16 protein-coding genes are annotated in these 16,931 nt (G+C 29.3%); 9 read left to right on the top strand and 7 right to left on the bottom strand.

Features of this window, described 5'->3' with window-relative positions:
* Window positions 1-123: 123 nt before the first annotated feature.
* The 5 genes from OCU55_RS22380 (at window position 124) to OCU55_RS22360 (ending at window position 6,884) form a co-directional block, all read left to right on the top strand.
* On the top strand, window positions 124-2,775 hold the full coding sequence (locus OCU55_RS22380) for a sigma-54-dependent transcriptional regulator (RefSeq protein WP_261854510.1): 2,652 nt from the start codon (window positions 124-126) through the stop codon (window positions 2,773-2,775).
* A gap of 78 nt (window positions 2,776-2,853) precedes the next feature.
* Window positions 2,854-3,384: an ECF transporter S component gene (locus tag OCU55_RS22375; protein WP_261854509.1), complete on the top strand. Its 531-nt coding sequence runs from the start codon at window positions 2,854-2,856 to the stop codon at window positions 3,382-3,384.
* Between the two features lie 180 nt (window positions 3,385-3,564).
* Window positions 3,565-4,071, top strand: a complete 507-nt coding sequence (locus OCU55_RS22370; RefSeq protein WP_261854508.1) for a GNAT family N-acetyltransferase — start codon at window positions 3,565-3,567, stop codon at window positions 4,069-4,071.
* Between the two features lie 480 nt (window positions 4,072-4,551).
* The gene (gene alr, locus OCU55_RS22365) at window positions 4,552-5,706 is read left to right on the top strand and encodes an alanine racemase (protein ID WP_261854534.1); all 1,155 of its coding nucleotides are present in this window, start codon (window positions 4,552-4,554) and stop codon (window positions 5,704-5,706) included.
* Between the two features lie 224 nt (window positions 5,707-5,930).
* Window positions 5,931-6,884, top strand: coding sequence for a 2-hydroxyacid dehydrogenase (locus tag OCU55_RS22360; RefSeq protein WP_261854507.1), 954 nt, complete (start codon window positions 5,931-5,933; stop codon window positions 6,882-6,884).
* A gap of 48 nt (window positions 6,885-6,932) precedes the next feature.
* Here the strand turns inward: OCU55_RS22360 and OCU55_RS22355 are convergent, their stop codons facing one another.
* Entirely contained in the window at window positions 6,933-7,763 is an 831-nt protein-coding gene (locus OCU55_RS22355) for an RMD1 family protein (RefSeq protein WP_261854506.1), read from the bottom strand.
* Between the two features lie 1,095 nt (window positions 7,764-8,858).
* Here OCU55_RS22355 and OCU55_RS22350 point away from each other — a divergent pair.
* Window positions 8,859-9,152: a hypothetical protein gene (locus OCU55_RS22350; RefSeq protein ID WP_261854505.1), complete on the top strand. Its 294-nt coding sequence runs from the start codon at window positions 8,859-8,861 to the stop codon at window positions 9,150-9,152.
* A 179-nt stretch (window positions 9,153-9,331) separates the two neighbouring features.
* On the opposite strand, the gene OCU55_RS22345 is transcribed toward OCU55_RS22350, so the two are convergent.
* Entirely contained in the window at window positions 9,332-10,027 is a 696-nt protein-coding gene (locus OCU55_RS22345) for a GGDEF domain-containing protein (RefSeq protein ID WP_261854504.1), read from the bottom strand.
* Between the two features lie 304 nt (window positions 10,028-10,331).
* Here OCU55_RS22345 and OCU55_RS22340 point away from each other — a divergent pair, with 304 nt between their 5' ends.
* Complete coding sequence (locus tag OCU55_RS22340) at window positions 10,332-10,541, top strand: hypothetical protein (RefSeq protein WP_261854503.1); 210 nt, start codon at window positions 10,332-10,334, stop codon at window positions 10,539-10,541.
* Window positions 10,532-10,939, top strand: coding sequence for a DUF3793 family protein (locus tag OCU55_RS22335; RefSeq protein ID WP_261854502.1), 408 nt, complete (start codon window positions 10,532-10,534; stop codon window positions 10,937-10,939). Before OCU55_RS22340 ends, OCU55_RS22335 begins: the two co-directional genes overlap by 10 nt.
* Before the next feature lie 149 nt (window positions 10,940-11,088).
* On the opposite strand, the gene OCU55_RS22330 is transcribed toward OCU55_RS22335, so the two are convergent.
* From OCU55_RS22330 to OCU55_RS22320, 3 genes are all read right to left on the bottom strand, one after another.
* Complete coding sequence (locus OCU55_RS22330) at window positions 11,089-11,472, bottom strand: hypothetical protein (protein ID WP_261854501.1); 384 nt, start codon at window positions 11,470-11,472, stop codon at window positions 11,089-11,091.
* 355 nt (window positions 11,473-11,827) lie between these two features.
* Complete coding sequence (locus OCU55_RS22325) at window positions 11,828-12,925, bottom strand: MGDG synthase family glycosyltransferase (RefSeq protein ID WP_261854500.1); 1,098 nt, start codon at window positions 12,923-12,925, stop codon at window positions 11,828-11,830.
* 602 nt (window positions 12,926-13,527) lie between these two features.
* Window positions 13,528-13,788: a late competence development ComFB family protein gene (locus OCU55_RS22320; protein WP_261854499.1), complete on the bottom strand. Its 261-nt coding sequence runs from the start codon at window positions 13,786-13,788 to the stop codon at window positions 13,528-13,530.
* Between the two features lie 398 nt (window positions 13,789-14,186).
* Between OCU55_RS22320 and fabV the strand changes: the two genes are divergently transcribed.
* Complete coding sequence (gene fabV / locus OCU55_RS22315; RefSeq protein WP_261854498.1) at window positions 14,187-15,377, top strand: enoyl-ACP reductase FabV; 1,191 nt, start codon at window positions 14,187-14,189, stop codon at window positions 15,375-15,377.
* A gap of 106 nt (window positions 15,378-15,483) precedes the next feature.
* Here the strand turns inward: fabV and OCU55_RS22310 are convergent, their stop codons facing one another.
* Together OCU55_RS22310 and OCU55_RS22305 are read right to left on the bottom strand one after the other, a co-directional pair.
* Window positions 15,484-16,545 (bottom strand): WG repeat-containing protein, encoded by a 1,062-nt coding sequence (locus tag OCU55_RS22310; protein ID WP_261854497.1) that lies wholly within the window; start codon window positions 16,543-16,545, stop codon window positions 15,484-15,486.
* Between the two features lie 130 nt (window positions 16,546-16,675).
* Window positions 16,676-16,828, bottom strand: coding sequence for a hypothetical protein (locus OCU55_RS22305; protein WP_261854496.1), 153 nt, complete (start codon window positions 16,826-16,828; stop codon window positions 16,676-16,678).
* Window positions 16,829-16,931 lie beyond the last annotated feature (103 nt).

The following is a 16,931-nucleotide window of genomic DNA, read 5'->3' as shown; positions in this document are numbered from 1 at the left end:
GTGTTTTTTTTATAATACACTAATAAAATTAATTATATTTACTTTTGTTATAAAAATGTTTTAATATATACTTAATTACTATTATGTATATAATTGAGATTATATGTAGGAGGGAGATGAAATATGAAGAGAGTAGATCTAATTTATAATAAGTTACTAGAACTTTCTCGCCCAGATGGCGTAAGTGCTTCAGAGCTTTCAGAAATTTTAAATATATCTAGAGCAAATGTCAGTTTCGACTTAAATAGATTGTGGGAAGAAGGTAAAGTTAGCAAGTCAAGTGGAAGACCTGTTAAATATTCTATTTCTTCAAAAGGCCAAAACCACTCTAATAGCGAAACTTCTTTAGATAGGTTATTAAGAAAAAATGAAAGTTTAGCCGAGCCTATAGAAGGTGCTAAGGCAGCCATATTATATCCACCAAAAGGTATGCATTGTTTAATTTTAGGTGAGACTGGTGTTGGAAAATCAATGTTTGCAGACTACATGCATGAGTATGCCACAGAAATGGGTGTTAAAAAGAAAGATTCTCCTTTTATAATATTCAACTGTGCAGACTATACTAATAATCCACAATTATTAAATGCTCAGCTTTTTGGAGTAAAAAAAGGTGCCTATACTGGAGCTGAAAATGATAAAGAAGGTTTAATCGAAAAAGCAAATGGAGGTATATTATTTTTAGATGAAGTTCATAGATTACCTCCAGAAGGTCAGGAAGCTTTTTTCACATTCATGGACAAAGGAGTTTTTAGAAGGATAGGAGAATCTGATACTAGGACAGCAGATGTATTAATAATATCAGCAACAACTGAAGATCCATCTTCAGTACTTTTAAAGACTTTTACTAGAAGAATCCCGATGACAATTAAGCTGCCTGCACTTAGAGATAGATCGGCGAAGGAAAGACTTGAGCTAATAAGAGACTTTTTTGAGATAGAGCGGATAAGGCTAGATAGGGAAATTGCAGCTTCTTTAAATACCATGAGAGCCTTGTTGTCATATGATTGTCCAAATAACGTTGGACAATTAAAAGCTGACATACAACTTTTATGTGCAAAAGCATATTCTGATTTCTTAACTGGTAAGAAAAGAGATGTTAAGATAACAAGTACTGATCTTCCCTCTCATATAAAAGAAGGATTATATAATGAAAAAGGAAATAGAATTCTATGGAATGAAACACTGGGAGAAAAAATCAACTTTTTCAAATTTTCAAAGGGTGAAGATGATATTGTAAAGCAACATGAAGAAGGAAGCATCTATGATATTATAGATAGAAAAGTACAAGAACTAAGGCTAAAAGGTGTTTCTAATTTTGATATAGAGACCATATTGGAAAATGATATAACAAAATACTTTAAGATGTATATAAGAAGTGCAGAAAATGCAATAAGTAGAAAAAATCTCATAAACATTTTGGGTGAAGATACACTTTTACTTATTGATAAGATGTTCTATTATGCTACAACAACTTTAGGAAGAAATTTTGACTCAAATACTTTTTCTGCTTTAGCGCTACATGTTAATACTCTAATAGAAAGATTAAATAACAACAAAACAATAATAAATCCACAACTAAATTGGATAATAAAACAGTATCCTAAGGAATTTCAAGTTGCTAAGGAATGTGTTAATATCCTAGAAGATCATCTTAAAATTAATGTACCTGAAGATGAAGCTGGATTTATTACATTGTTCTGGGTTTTGGAGAAGGAAAATAGAGAAAAAGACAAGGTTAAAGTGATTTTAATAGCTCATGGAGAAAGTACTGCAACATCTATGGCAGATGTCGCCAACAAACTTTTAGGTGAGGATTATGTAGTTGCTATTAATGCTCCTATAGAAGTAAGTCCATTAGAAGTTTTAGGTGCTTTAAGAGCATATGTAAAAAATGATATGAATCCTATGGGATATTTGATTTTAGTAGATATGGGTTCTTTAACTACTTTTGGTGAAACTATAGAAAAAGAATACGGGATGCCGGTTAGAGTTGTAGCTTTAGTATCTACCTTACATGTATTAGAAGCTACTAGAAAAGCTAGACTAGGTATAGGCTTAGAAGAGATCTATAAAGATGTAATTTCAATGAACTCATATATGTTTGAGCACAATTATGATAGACCTACTAAGGAACATACTAAAAAACTTGTAATAGTAACTGCATGTCTTACAGGGGAAGGAACAGCAGTAGCTATGAAGAGCTTCTTATCTCATAACTTAAGATATGATAAAGATTTACTTGAGATAATTCCTTTAAATTTTGTAGATAAGCACTTAATAAAATCTAGGCTAAAAGAAATAGAAGAAGAAAAAGAAATTATATTTATAGTATCATCCTTCCCTATAGATTCAGACCTAAAACAATTTAATATTCAAGATGTAATTAGTCTTAGAGTTATAAATGAATTGCAGGAAAAAGTAGATATAAAGACAACCCTTATAAAAATGGAAGATGTTATATCTGAAAATATACAAGGTGTGGATGGTAAAGCAATTTATAGAGACATATTAGATACATTAAACAAAACTAAGTCCTTGCTTAGAATAGAACTTGCAGAATCCACTCTTCCTGGAATAATTCTTCATATAGCATTTATGATAAATAGAATAATGAATGGACAGAGTCCAAGTGAATATAGCGAAAAAGAATCTTTTATTGAAGATAATTTAGACATTTACAATGCAGTAAAAAAATCTTTGGAACATCTGGAAAATAAATACTTAATAGAAGTTTCTCAAGATGAAATATGTTATATAATGAACTTTTTTAGATAACTAAAATTAAACGCTAAATCATTACTCTAATGGATAATTTAAAGATATTTTAATATATTTATATTAGAGGTGATGAGAATGCAGGATTTCAAAATAGATAAAGTAGTTAAAGCAGCTTTTCTATTAGCAATAGCTATTGTCTTTCAGTTTTTAGGAAGAAATATACCAGGAATAAATCAATTTTTAGTAGGACCTGTTGTTAATGCAGTATTAATATTAGCAACATTTATATGCGGCTCTAGATTAGGAGCATTAGTTGCTGTCCTTACTCCAATATTAGCTTGGATAGTTGGACAGCTCGCCACTGCTATGGCACCGTTTATACCATTTATAGTAGTTGGAAACCTAATTTATATATTAACATTTAGTATTTTAAAAAATAAGAAGCATGGATTATATATTGGAATCATACTGGGCTCATTTATAAAATTCGCATTTTTATCTTTTTCAGCATCAAATATACTAAAAGCAATTGATATTGGTATACCTAAAAAGATATTAGAAAAACTAGCAGTATCTATGGGTATTCCTCAGCTAATTACAGCATTAGCTGGAGGGATAATAGCAATAATATTAATAAAATTATTATATAAAAGAAAAGCAATATAGACTTTTATTAAAGTATAAAATATTCGTATATCTTGTTTAAACAATCAACTTATATATGCAATTGTTTAAACATAAAGTAAAGATAGAAGCTTATGAACAAATTCATAAGCTTCTATCTTTACTTTTATATAAATAAATTTTTCTACACATATGTTAATATATATCTAAGGAGGCGATTTAATGTCAAAAAATATTAATACTAAGATTGAAGGACTTAATCTTAGATTTGCCATAAAGGAAGATATAGATATTATTTTAGGTTTTATAAAAGAACTAGCTGAATATGAAAATATGCTTGAAGATGTTATTGCTACAAAAGAGCTACTAAATGAATGGCTTTTTGAGAGAAAATCTGCTGAAGTCATAATAGCTGAATTTAAGGATGAACCTATAGGCTTTTCATTGTTTTTCCACAACTTCTCTACTTTCTTAGGTAGATCTGGTATTTACCTAGAGGACTTATATATAAAACCACAGATGAGAGGAAAAGGGTTCGGAAAAGTTATGCTATCATACTTAGCAAAACTTGCTGTTGAAAGAAAATGTGGAAGACTTGAGTGGGCCTGCCTTGACTGGAACGAGCCATCAATCAAATTCTATAAAGGTTTAGGCGCAAAACCTATGGATGAATGGACTGTATATAGAGTTCATGATAACTCCCTTCAAGACCTAGCTCAAAAATTTTAAGTTGCTAGAATACTATTTATTAGTATAAAAGCTAAGTTCCTAAGAATTTGGGTTTTATAGTTGTGTCATAATTTAATTTATTTAAATCGTACCCTTACATGTAATGTAGATATATTATACAATAAAAAGTGGTTATATTAATTCTTTATAGCAATCATATACGGTTCCAACTTCAACTATTAATTTATATATTCTCGAAAATCTCTAGATACCGCGATTTTCGAGCATGTATAAATTAAGTTTTCGTAATGAAACTCTGTATATTCCATACCACTTAGATAAAAATATAACCGCAATATGGATGTTTGATAAGTACCACTTAATTGATACAATAAGTATAGATGAACTACTTCATAATTAAACTTATATTTTCAAATTCTCCTCTCAGAACCCAGAGGAGTTTTGAAAACATATTTCGGATTAAAGTAGTTCATCTTTAGATATGGGATATAAATTACTTAGGAGATGATGGCTTTGAAGATGATGCATCCAGTTTGGGTAGAAATAAATCTTGATAATTTAGAATTCAACTTAAAGCAGATAAAAAATAAGATAGGAAATAGTGAGATAATAAGTGTTATAAAAGCTAATGCTTATGGACATGGTGCTCTAGAATGTGCAAAGCTTTTATCTAACATAGGAATAAATAGATTTGGTGTGGCTAATATTATGGAAGCCATTGAACTTAGAAAAGATGGAGTTAATGATTCTATAATGATATTAGGCATATGCACAGAAGATACTATAGAAGAAATAATAAAATACGATATTGAAGTTACTGTATCAACTTATGATTTTGCGAAAAAACTATCAGAAGCATCAGTGAAAAATCATAAAATAAGCAGTATTCATATAAAGCTAGATACAGGTATGGGTAGGATAGGATTTTTACAACGTGATGAAGATATGCAAATTGTTGAAGCTATATGTAATTTAGAAAACATAAATGTTGAGAGCATATTCTCTCATTTTGCATCAGCAGATAGCAAAGATAAGAGCTATACCGAAAAACAATTGGATATATATAATAAAGAGATTACAGAAATCAAATATAATTATAGTGGAAAAATTAAAAGAAATATTGCAAATAGTGCAGGAATAATAGATGTTCCTGAGAGTTGCTATGATTATGTAAGACCTGGAATAATCCAATATGGTTATTATCCTTCAGAAGATGTAATGAGAGAATGCCTAGATTTAAAGCCTGTATTAACATGGAAAAGCAGGATTGTACATTTAAAAACATTGGATGAAAATAAATATATAGGATATGGTCAAAAGTTTAGAACTACAAGAAAAAGCAAAATAGCTACAATACCTGTAGGCTATGCAGATGGTTATTCGAGAATATTATCTGGCAAAGCCAAGGTTATAATAGATGGAAAGCTTTGTCCTGTTGTGGGAAATATTTGTATGGATCAGATTATGGTTGATGTCACTGAATTAGAAGATGTACAACTCTCAGATGAAGTAACACTTTTAGGTAGAGCTGAAAATGTCAAATTTGATGCAGATGATATGGCAGAAATAATGGGAACTATAAATTACGAAGTTCTTTGTAATATAGGAAGAAGAGTCACAAGAGTTTACGAAAGACATGGCGAAAGAACCGATGTAGTAAATTATGTATTTTAACTTAAAAGGCTATTGCATTTGGCAACAGCCTTTTTTATTCTTTAGAAATTCGTAATTCAATTAAATCTACGTACAAGTGTACATAACAGACTTAAAACATAATATAAGTTAAGGAATAAAAAAAGAAATCCATGGATAACTTATATTTTTTATCCTTAATTATGAGAATGGAGTTATAATATTATTATGTACTTACATTGTCATTAATTAAGGAGGAGATACTTATGAAGATAGTATTATTAGAGCCGTTAGGAATAAGTAAAGATACACTTACTCAACTATCATCAAAGCTTAATGAGATGGGACACCAGTTCTTAGCTTTCGATACAGTTGAAAAAGATGTTGAAATATTAAAAGAAAGAGCCCAAGGTGCTGATATCCTAATGATTGCAAACAATCCACTAAGTGGCGAAGTTATAAAAAGTGTGGATACTCTTAAATATATATCTGTAGCTTTCACTGGAGTTGATCATGTTGATAAATCAGCTTGTGAAGAAAGAGGTATAAAGGTATCTAACGCAAAAGGTTATGCAACTGAAGCCGTTGCAGAACTTACCATAGGAATGATAATTTCTCTACTTAGAAATATTAAACAATGCGATGAAGTTGTTCGCGCGGAAGGTACAAAGCTTGGGCTTGTAGGAACCGAATTAAACGGTAAAACTGTAGGAATAGTTGGTACTGGTGACATAGGAATAAGAACAGCTCAAATCCTTAAAGCATTTAACTGTAAGCTTCTTGGATACAGTAGGACAGAAAGAGCTGAGGCCAAAGAACTAGGAATAAATTATGTAGACCTAGATACTTTACTAAAAAATAGTGACATAGTATCACTTCATGTTCCATTAACAGATGAGACAACAAAGCTTATAAATAAAGAAACTTTATCACAGATGAAAAAAGATGCTATTCTCATAAACATGGCAAGAGGGCCTGTTGTTGATAGTAATGCACTTGCAGAAGCCTTAAACAGTGGTGCTATTGCCGGAGCAGGGATAGATGTTTTCGAAGTTGAGCCACCAGTTGCTTCATCTCACCCACTTTTTAGCTCAAAAAACACTCTAGTAACCCCACACGTAGCTTTTGCTACTAGCGAATCTATGGTAAAAAGAGCAAACATAGTTTTTGATAATGTTTATGCATGGATAAATGGTGAAGAAAAAAATATAGTTTTTTAGACTTCACAGTTAATATATGAAAAAATCAACTCCAAATGAGTTGATTTTTCATCTAAATATTATATCTCTAAAAGCCATTATTACTTCAATAAGTATTAATAATATCACTATTATTTCAAGATTATTGGCTCTTTTAGAGTGACTTAAATTAGCAAAAATTTCTATTATATCTACCATAGTTTGTGACTTAGCATTTAACTTTTCATACCTGTCATTAAGTTCAAATAAATCAGCTAAATCATTAAATAAATTTTCAGCGCTTTCATTCTTCCAAGCAATAGCTGGTTTATCCAAAAGCATTATATATGATATAGTCGTATGTTTGAAAGATAATACTCTTCCAATTATAGATGCAGCCTGTTTTTCATTAATATTAAGATTACCATTTTCAAGACTTTTTATAATCTTCTCTACCTCATCAAAAACCACATCCATTGTTACTTCTATAGTCTCTAATGCAACCGATTTTGCAACTACCAAAGCAGTCATAGAAAAATGATGTTCATCTATACTATTTATAACCAAGCTTTCATATTCTAATTGCTCTTCCATATGTTCGTGTAAAACTATCCTAAAATCTTCTCTGCATTCATATTTCATATATTTATTTAGACTTTTTATACTATTAGGTGTTAGTTTAATGATATTTATAAAATCATCTATTTCATCATTTGTGAAATTTACAAATACAATTGAACCGAAATGATAGATATATACACCCTTGTCTTCTATATTCTTAACATACCCTTGAAGTTGCCCATCCTTAAGTATTAATGGTTCCTCCCACTTTATTTTCCTACTTATATCAAATCTCTTAGCTATATTAGATATGCTAAACTCACTACATATTGCTCTAGCCTTAAATATATATTCTTTCATTACTTCCTCCATAAAATTGCTAAAAGTTAAATAAAAAAATTAAAATAAATACTTCTTTACATCCTATTTACTTAAAAGAATCCTACCTTAATAAGTATTTATATTTTTATTGCTAATATACTATAAAGGTATCATTTAATATATCATATTAATTTAAACTTAAAATATGTTTAAGACTATTGTTGAAATTAATTGGTTATACAGGAGACGCTATATGAGCGAGCAGTTAGAATTAAATGATTTTTTCAGATGGAATGACTCTAAAAAATCGCTAATTGTTTTTTATTAGTGATTTTTTTACGCATCTGCCTTTTCTGAACGTATGTGAAGAAATTCTGGCAGGCGATATATTTCTACTTTTTACTTTTTAATCACATAGCATTTTTATTTTATTAAATTTAAGATATAAAATTTTTATATATTGCATGGATTTTTAAAAAGTAAAACTGTCCTGTTCGAACGTAGTGAGTTTACAGTTTCAGCCATGAAATATGATAAAATCATATTAATTCTTTGCGTAAGCTCATTAAAGCGTCGGATGATTAACTAATTAATTTCAACACACTGCTTTAATAGCACTTAAAATATATCCTATATATTCCATGTATTTAAATCTTTATTAAGGTTATATTAATATCATAAGGAACATGGTGATAAGGCAATTCTTATAAATAGTTTAATCTATTTTTGTAAGAGGAATTTAAATAGTTACAGTTACCACTGTTGTTATTTAAATAAGATTTTATATGGTTAGGAAAGGCTTTATTATAGTCATTTCTTGATTATAATAAGGTCCCAACTTATCATATAAGGTCGAGATAAGATTTTATAGAGTGTTGTAATGGTTATATATAGCCGAAAGGTTATATATAGTTGTGTAAATATTTTATAAGGTCGAGCGAACCATTAATACTTGGTAGTGATGTGCTTTTTTATAGTCGAAAGATTGTACTTAGGTGATAAATTATCTTTATTAGTGCTAGTCATATCACCATGTTTCTTATACTAAAAATAAATTTAACACCCCTACTCTGGTATACTTTACCACCTCAATGTCAATAATCCTAAGGATTATAAAATTAGGTGGTGTTTTTTATGAAAAAAATATATAAATTTTTGGGATTAGATACTATAGAAAAATACTGTAAAAGTGATACAAAGGATTTAATTAAGCTTTCTATAATATTTCTTATAGCTTCTTTATATTCATCATTTTACACATACGATTATTATAAAAGTTATTTAGGTCATCCATCTGATTTAACCCTTATCGGAAACGCAAAAGGCGCATTTGTAACTTCTTTAGGTTTGGGGTATACATTTTTATATTTTTTTATAAATATATTTTTGTCCCGAAGAAATAATATAAAACCTAAATTCAATAAATAAGCTAGAAATAGTAAAAAACAGCCTAAGATGTTCTTATGGCTGCTTTTTGTTGTTACTAATTATTAATTTAAACCTCTTGTTTATGTAATACCTTCAATTTAGCCATCTACTTGTATAAGTTTTAAACCCTTAATACTTGCTTCTTTATGGAAAAGTATAATCTTATATATATAAACCAATTACACAACTAAATCTCCAACTTCTGAGTATACAACCTTATTCTTTATTTCCTTAGCCTTATACAATGCTCTATCAGCTAAATCCACTAATAACTGAGTATCAACTTCTTCACAAACTGAAACTACACCTATACTCACCGTAATAATTCTTTGATCCTGGTTAAATTTAAAGACATGACTTCCAACTAAGTTTCGTATTTTTTCTGCTACTATAATAGCCTTTTCCTTATTAGTTTCAGGCAGGATTATTGCAAACTCCTCTCCTCCGAATCTAGTTATAGTATCTTTAGATCTTATATTAGGCTTTATTATATCAGCTAGTTCTTTTAGAACTAAATCACCAGCACTATGTCCGTAGGTATCATTTATTAATTTAAAGTTATCCACATCTATCATTAACAACGATATTCCTAACTCATTATGTCTTACTTTTTTCATTTCATTTAAAATCTTACCAACAAAAAACCTTCTATTATATAGCTCTGTAAGCTTATCTGTATATGCAAATACATGAAGATTTTTTATTGCTACTCCACACTTAAAAGCAAATACTACATCTACGGCTGAAATTCCAAGCCATAAAAATACAACGTATTTTCTTGAAATATATAAATCTAATATATATCCCAAAATATGAAGCATTAATACATTGGCAGAAATAATAAACGGGGCAAATTTGTTGAAAAACCTATCCATTTTATCCCTCTTTTATATAAAAATACGTTTATTATTATATCACTTTTAATAACTATAATAAACATATATATAGATGTACCACTTCAATCTGAGAACTATTTTCAAACCACTCTGGATTATTAGATGAGAGTTTTAAAAAGTAAGTTTAAAATGAAGTGGTATATACATGTATTTCATTGCTAATATTTTAATAAAAATGTGGTTAGACTAATGTCAAAGGAAACTATTATTTATTATAGTAGTACAGGCAATACAAAGAAAAATAGCAAATCATTAATCTAAATTGTATTTAGGAGGATTTACTTTGGATAGTCTATTGTTTTTTAGGCAATTAGATACTATGAGAGATGAAGATTATATTAAATCCCTTGTTTCATATTTAATATCGCCAGTAATAACAGGTGTTAAGCCATGCTCAATAATTAATATATTTAATAATGCTAGAAACCTATTGCTATTATGGCATGATATAAGCTTGCAATTTGTGTCTGATTTAAAGACCATATGCCTATAAAGCAATATAACAATAGTGAAACTATTTTAATTTATGATAAATCCTCTATTACAAATATATTAAAGTGTGAAAAAGTTAGATCCTTATTAAAAACTTATGGGTACACTGATTTAGAAAATACTGACGTTGTTCTAAATTACTTGAATATAAGACTAAATTCAACTAATTTTCCTCATGAAGCCGGAGTTTTTCTTGGTATACCACTTCATGATGTAGAGGGATTTATAAGGAGAAGCGAACCTTGTCTGCTATCTGGTTACTGGAAGGTTTATTCTGAAGTCAACTATGCTAAGGAAATATTCGAATTATATGATAAGTCAAAAGACTTAGTTTCCAATTGCATTTTAAAAGGCAATGATATACGATCACTTACCAAAACCTTACGCCTTAATTTTTAAATTGAGTTGTTGTTAGAACTTAGGCATCTATATTTAAAAGAGTAGCTTCTGCTTTATAATACTATACTAAAAGCCTATATCTCATCTGCAAGATATAGGCTTTCTTCAATTTATTAAATTATTATTTATATTAAATTGAAATATTTTAATTAGTAATTAAGTGCCGTATCCCTACTTAATAATTGTACATCACTCACAAAAACAGGTTGTCCAGCAAGCAAGAACCAATGGCCCATAGCTAAATTATTAGCAAGATACATCATAAACCACTCATCATAACTTTCAAGTTCAAATTCAAACTGCCTGTAGAAGGTAGTATAGTTTTCTGCTTCGTTAACTTTTCTAAGCCCTTTTATTTCAGAGAAGGTAAATCTCTTTTTAGAACTAGTTTTATCATCTCCAATAACCTTCCCCATAAGTAGCCCATAACTAGGGTCATCAAACCACTTATTTATTGCATCTTTAAGTACATGATTGTAGTTCATAGGTAATATAAGTTTTTCATCCATTGAAATAGTTAATTTAATCTTCATCCACGCACCCCTTAAAATATTAACTATAAAAGTGAATTATTTATTAATTCATCTTTATTTCATTACTTTTCATTAAATATTTTATAATCATTAAATTTTACTACCTCTATATATTATCTCGAAATATACTTGAATGTAATAGAATTGTTTTGGGTACAAAGTTAATTATTAGTATTGATAGCAACTACTATTCTTTAAGCTGTTATCAGACAAAGGCTGCATTTGAATAAATCTAAATTTACACATATGCAGCCATTTCTATATCTATAAAAAACTAGCAAAGTAATTGAAACTGCTAGTTTTAAACGGTAAAAAATTATACACTTTTCTGCACATTAAAAAAACAAGTATAATATTACATTGCTAATAAAGATGTCAATAAATCAACAGTACTATCTAAAGATGTGTCCTTAATTATACGTTCTATATTCTCTTTCATTGCCTCAAGCTTTTTAGGGTTATTAAACAACTCCTTTACAACCTCATCTAATCTTTCTAACTCAGTATATAATGCAGCTTCTTCTCCAACTAAAAATGTCACATTCTCTTCTTCTTGTCCTGGAATATAATAAGGCACTATTATAGGCAACTTTTTATTTAAAGCTTCAGTAATTGTAAGCCCACCAGCTTTAGTTATTATAACATCAGAAACATCCATAAGTTCCGAAATCTTTTGAGTATATCCAAGTATAATAAGCTGCTTATCTAAAGGAACACTTTCATATATACCTTCAAGTTCTTGTTTAAGCATTAAGTTATTTCCACAAACCACTATAACTCTTATTGGTACATCTACATCCATTATTCTCATTAAAGCTTTTTTCATAGACTTCACCCCCATACTTCCACCCATTAGAAGTATAGTGAACATATCATCTTGCTTTAATGAATTGCTTGCATTTAAAAATGTTCTTTTTATAGGAATTCCATATGTATGAACCCTATTTTCATCAACACCTTTTTCCAAAAGACTGCTCTTAGTGTAGTTACTTCCAACTATATATCCATCTACCTTTGAATTTACATAAGAACTATGCGCCTTATAATCTGTTACCACTGAAATAAATGGAATATCTATTTTTCCCTCATCTTTTAAAGAAGAAATTACACTTACAAGCAAAGGATGAGTTGATATTATTAAACTAGGTTTATATTCTTTTATTATTTCATAGGTACTTTCCTTTATAGAACTTCCCATTATCTTGTTTAATCCCACACTAGTAACTCTATGATTGCTAGCTTTGTACAATATACCAAATAAAGTTGGAGTTTTAGTGGCTAATATCTCATATCCTCCAGATACCACTTTATCCAGCATCTTGGCACTTTCTCGTATAGGTTCTATACATTTAACCTCATACCCCTTGTCTTGAAGTTCATTTTTTAATGAATCAGCCACTGAATTATGACCTTGCCCTGTAGATGCTGTAATAATTAATATCTTTCCGCTCATATATATCACTCCTTTTAATATTCACACTTAATGTTGAAAATATTAAAGTTAAATCTTATTTGCAAATTAAACTTTATATCTAAGTACTATTTCTAAAAACCTTTTTAATAACTACAGTACTTAGTATAAAGGTATTTAATTAAAATTCTCTTAAGTAAATCTGAATTATTTCTTAACAAATTCATAAAAACTTCTTACTATAATTATAATATCAAATATATATTTAATTTCCTTAGTAAATTCTTATATTTAACTTAATTTAATAAACTTTTAAATTTACACATCGCAAGTTAATATGCGCAATAATTTTTTTTATAGTATTGAACCATAAAGTAATTATAGATTTCATCGTTATTAATATCAATTATTTTTATATGGCGGCTTTACATTCTCTTACCTATATAAGGAACTAGCAAACCAAATTAACCATCTAAATCACAGTGGCTTTGAAGCTATGTACTTCCTTACACAGTAAAAAAGTCGCTGAAGCAAACTTCTTCAGCGACATTTCTTACGCATCTGCCTTTCCGAATGTATATATGAAAAACCTGGCAGGTGAATAATCTTTATTTTTTTACTAAACTTATTATAGTTATATATCTTTAGTGAAAGGGATTCTCGCAAACTTTTTCCATAGCTTTAGTCAATTCATTTATCACATCTATTCTAAACTGTGTCTTCATTTCATTCATCTTATTGTATAACCTTCCATTTTCAGAAGCAGCATAAAGAGGCTGTAAATTGTTAAGCGCAATCGCCTTAATATCATCTATACACCTGCTACAAGTACATACCCCTTCATAATTAACTAAGACCACAGGAAGTAAATCCTCTACTATATCTTCCATACAATTTTTTATCATCCTATTCTCCTACAATTAAATTATATTTGTTGTAAAGACTATTCTTGATGTATTTTTAAGGTTATTATATTAATAATCTTAACCTTAATGTTACTTTATCTATTATAAACGTTCTATAATTCCTAATATATATCTTCGTCTATTTATTAACAACCTATATAGATAAATGCTATATTATTAAAATAATTTAAGTTTTAAAATTACAATTCATAGATTACTGCTATATACATACTACTTCATTTTATATACTTTCTCCTATGTTTCATTAACCCAGCCAGAACTACATCTGTGCAAGTAAGATTTTGTTGAACAAATTACTTTGAATATCAAATTAATTTATGATAAACTAAACTAAGAATACATATTCTATTGATAAAATATCGCGTGAGGAGTTAAGTATGATAATTAAACCTAAATTTAGAGATTATATATGTTTAACAGCTCATCCAGAAGGTTGCGCTATAAATGTACGTGAACAAGTTGAATATATAAAAAAGCAAAAAAATATAACTGGACCTAAAAATGTTCTTATTCTAGGAGCTTCAACTGGTTACGGATTAGCTTCAAGAATAGCAATGGCTTTTGGTGCAAAAGCAAATACAATAGGAGTTGTATTTGAAAGACCTGCAGCTAAAACAAGAACAGCTAGTGCAGGCTGGTATAATACTGCTGAATTTGAAAGATTAGCAAAACAACATGGTCTTTATTCTAAAACTATAAACGGTGATGCATTCTCTAATGATGTTAAAGAAAAGGCTATTGAGTTGATAAAAAATGACTTAGGAAAAATCGACTTAGTTATCTATAGTATTGCTTCACCAAGAAGGACTGATCCAATTACAGGGCAAGTCTATCAATCAACATTAAAACCAATAGGTGAGGCCTATACAAATAAAGCGGTAAACTTCCACACTGATATAATACAGGAAGTAACAATCTCTCCTGCTTCAGAAGATGAAGTTGAAAGCACAAGAAAAGTTATGGGTGGAGAAGATTGGGAGCTTTGGATTAAAGCTTTATCAGAAGCTGGAGTTTTATCTGAAGGTGCATCAACAGTGGCATACACATATGTAGGTTCACAACTTACCTATCCTATATATAGAAACGGTACTATAGGTGAAGCTAAAAAGCACCTAGAAAAAACATCTGAAGGTTTAAACAGATATCTTTCAACTATATCTGGAAAAGCTTATATATCTTCAAACAAAGCTTTAGTAACTCAATCAAGCTCAGCAATTCCTGTTGTGCCTCTTTATATAGCTTTATTATTTAAAATAATGAAAGAAAAAAATAATGATGAGTCTTGTATTGAACAAATCTATAGACTTATGGATTCAAAATTATATTCTGGTGATAAGCTTGATGAAAGTGAAATGATTAGATTAGATGATTTAGAGTTAAGAGAAGATGTACAAAAAGAAGTAATGATTCAATGGGATAAAATAAACTCTGAAAACATTAGAGAATTAACTGATATAGAAGGCTTCAGAAATGAATTCTTTAAACTTTTTGGATTCGGCCATCAAGAATTAGATTATGATATTGATATAGATCCAAATGTTGATATCCCTGATTTAATTCAAATATAGTTTGATATATCTAATTGAATTATAGATTCCTAAATAATAAAAAAGCAGCTGTATTATGACGAGTTTTATCTGCCATAGTATAGCTGTTCTTTTATTAGCTGATATATTAAATTATAGAAAGCACCCTCTTATCCATAGTATACTTTTCTAGATTCACTTTGTTTTTTGAGTAAAAAATTACTTTTCCGTCCTTATTTATATAACCATTTCTATCATCCATTAGAAACTCTCCAAGTCCATATTCAAAATCAAAAGCCATCTGTAATGCAGGCTTGACCTTGTAATTTCCTTTTAAATCTATATATCCAAACTTATTATTCTCTTGTACTGATGCTAACCCTTCACTATAATAAGATGCGTTTTCAAATTTAAAATCAGAAGCTGGTTTACCCGAAGAATTTATATATCCCCAGACCTCTCTCCCTCCTTTATCAATTCCTACAGCGCACCTTGCTTCACTAAATTCTAATGAATAGTCAAATAAGAACCCCGTAACATATCCTCCCTGCTTGTTTATTACAGCCAACTTACCATTTTTCATAACTATAGCAAGTCCTTCGACAAAGCTCTCAGCCATATCAAATTGAGCGGGAATTATAACATTTCCTCTCTTATCTATATAACCATATTTATCCCCATCTTCAAAAACAGCTAATCCATCATTAAAAAGACTACAGCGATGAAATTTAGGCTTTATTACTATATTCCCTTTAGTGTCTATATACCCCATTTTTTCATTATCACCTACAACTGCTAGCCCCTCACTAAAGCTGCTTGCTTCCTGATACTTAATAGGTATTTGCACTTTTCCACTTAAATTAATATAGCCCTTCTTACCATCCAATTCCACTAAAGCTAATCCATCTGAAAAATTCATAACACCATCATATTGTAGCTCAACAATCACATCTAAATTTTTATTAATGAAGCCATATTGTCCATCTCTTTCAATAATGGACATTCCTCCAAAAAATTCGAATGCTCTAAACTCATTGAAAGTTTTTGATATTTTACCATCATATCTTATAAATCCATAGCCATCCTCTCGATAAAATGGAATAAAACCTTCAGACGCTGGCAAAAGACCTAGGAACTGAGGCTCTACAATAATCTCACCCTTTTCATTTATGAATCCGTAAAGTTCTCCTTCTAAAAACTTATATAACATAGTTTCCTCCAAACTACATAAACTTCATAATATGATATATGATTTAATCATAAAATTATGAACCTAAATGTACTAGATCAACATAATAAAAGAGCATTCAAAATGAATGCTCTTCCATAAAAATTCTTTATTATTTAGAAATCTCTTTTTCCTTTTTTATATCTTTGTCTACTGCTTTTATAAGTTCATCTACTTCATCTGTCTTTTTTCCCGCAAGTATCAAATTTCTCTTTTGTAGTTTTAAGTTAACTAATTGTTCTTCCAATTCCTTTAGTTTTGTCATCGTCCAAACACTCCCCATCTCAAACTCTCATATTCTATAAATTCTTCATCTCTACCCCACGTAAAAAATCTATGGATATATCACTTCATAATAAAACTTATAT

Source organism: Clostridium folliculivorans, from assembly GCF_024341905.1.
GTDB classification, from domain to species: domain Bacteria; phylum Bacillota; class Clostridia; order Clostridiales; family Clostridiaceae; genus Clostridium_AR; species Clostridium_AR folliculivorans.
This window is presented reverse-complemented; position numbering and strand designations above follow the sequence as displayed.

Bases quoted from the DNA above. Each gene is read 5' to 3' on its own strand.
- OCU55_RS22380 (WP_261854510.1), top strand. From the start codon at position 124: ATGAAGAGAGTAGATCTAATTTATAATAAGTTACTAGAACTTTCTCGC.
- OCU55_RS22375 (WP_261854509.1), top strand. From the start codon at position 2,854: ATGCAGGATTTCAAAATAGATAAAGTAGTTAAAGCAGCTTTTCTATTA.
- OCU55_RS22370 (WP_261854508.1), top strand. From the start codon at position 3,565: ATGTCAAAAAATATTAATACTAAGATTGAAGGACTTAATCTTAGATTT.
- alr (WP_261854534.1), top strand. From the start codon at position 4,552: ATGATGCATCCAGTTTGGGTAGAAATAAATCTTGATAATTTAGAATTC.
- OCU55_RS22360 (WP_261854507.1), top strand. From the start codon at position 5,931: ATGAAGATAGTATTATTAGAGCCGTTAGGAATAAGTAAAGATACACTT.
- OCU55_RS22355 (WP_261854506.1), bottom strand. From the start codon at position 7,763: ATGAAAGAATATATATTTAAGGCTAGAGCAATATGTAGTGAGTTTAGC.
- OCU55_RS22350 (WP_261854505.1), top strand. From the start codon at position 8,859: ATGAAAAAAATATATAAATTTTTGGGATTAGATACTATAGAAAAATAC.
- OCU55_RS22345 (WP_261854504.1), bottom strand. From the start codon at position 10,027: ATGGATAGGTTTTTCAACAAATTTGCCCCGTTTATTATTTCTGCCAAT.
- OCU55_RS22335 (WP_261854502.1), top strand. From the start codon at position 10,532: ATGCCTATAAAGCAATATAACAATAGTGAAACTATTTTAATTTATGAT.
- OCU55_RS22330 (WP_261854501.1), bottom strand. From the start codon at position 11,472: ATGAAGATTAAATTAACTATTTCAATGGATGAAAAACTTATATTACCT.
- OCU55_RS22325 (WP_261854500.1), bottom strand. From the start codon at position 12,925: ATGAGCGGAAAGATATTAATTATTACAGCATCTACAGGGCAAGGTCAT.
- OCU55_RS22320 (WP_261854499.1), bottom strand. From the start codon at position 13,788: ATGATAAAAAATTGTATGGAAGATATAGTAGAGGATTTACTTCCTGTG.
- fabV (WP_261854498.1), top strand. From the start codon at position 14,187: ATGATAATTAAACCTAAATTTAGAGATTATATATGTTTAACAGCTCAT.
- OCU55_RS22310 (WP_261854497.1), bottom strand. From the start codon at position 16,545: ATGTTATATAAGTTTTTAGAAGGAGAACTTTACGGATTCATAAATGAA.
- OCU55_RS22305 (WP_261854496.1), bottom strand. From the start codon at position 16,828: ATGACAAAACTAAAGGAATTGGAAGAACAATTAGTTAACTTAAAACTA.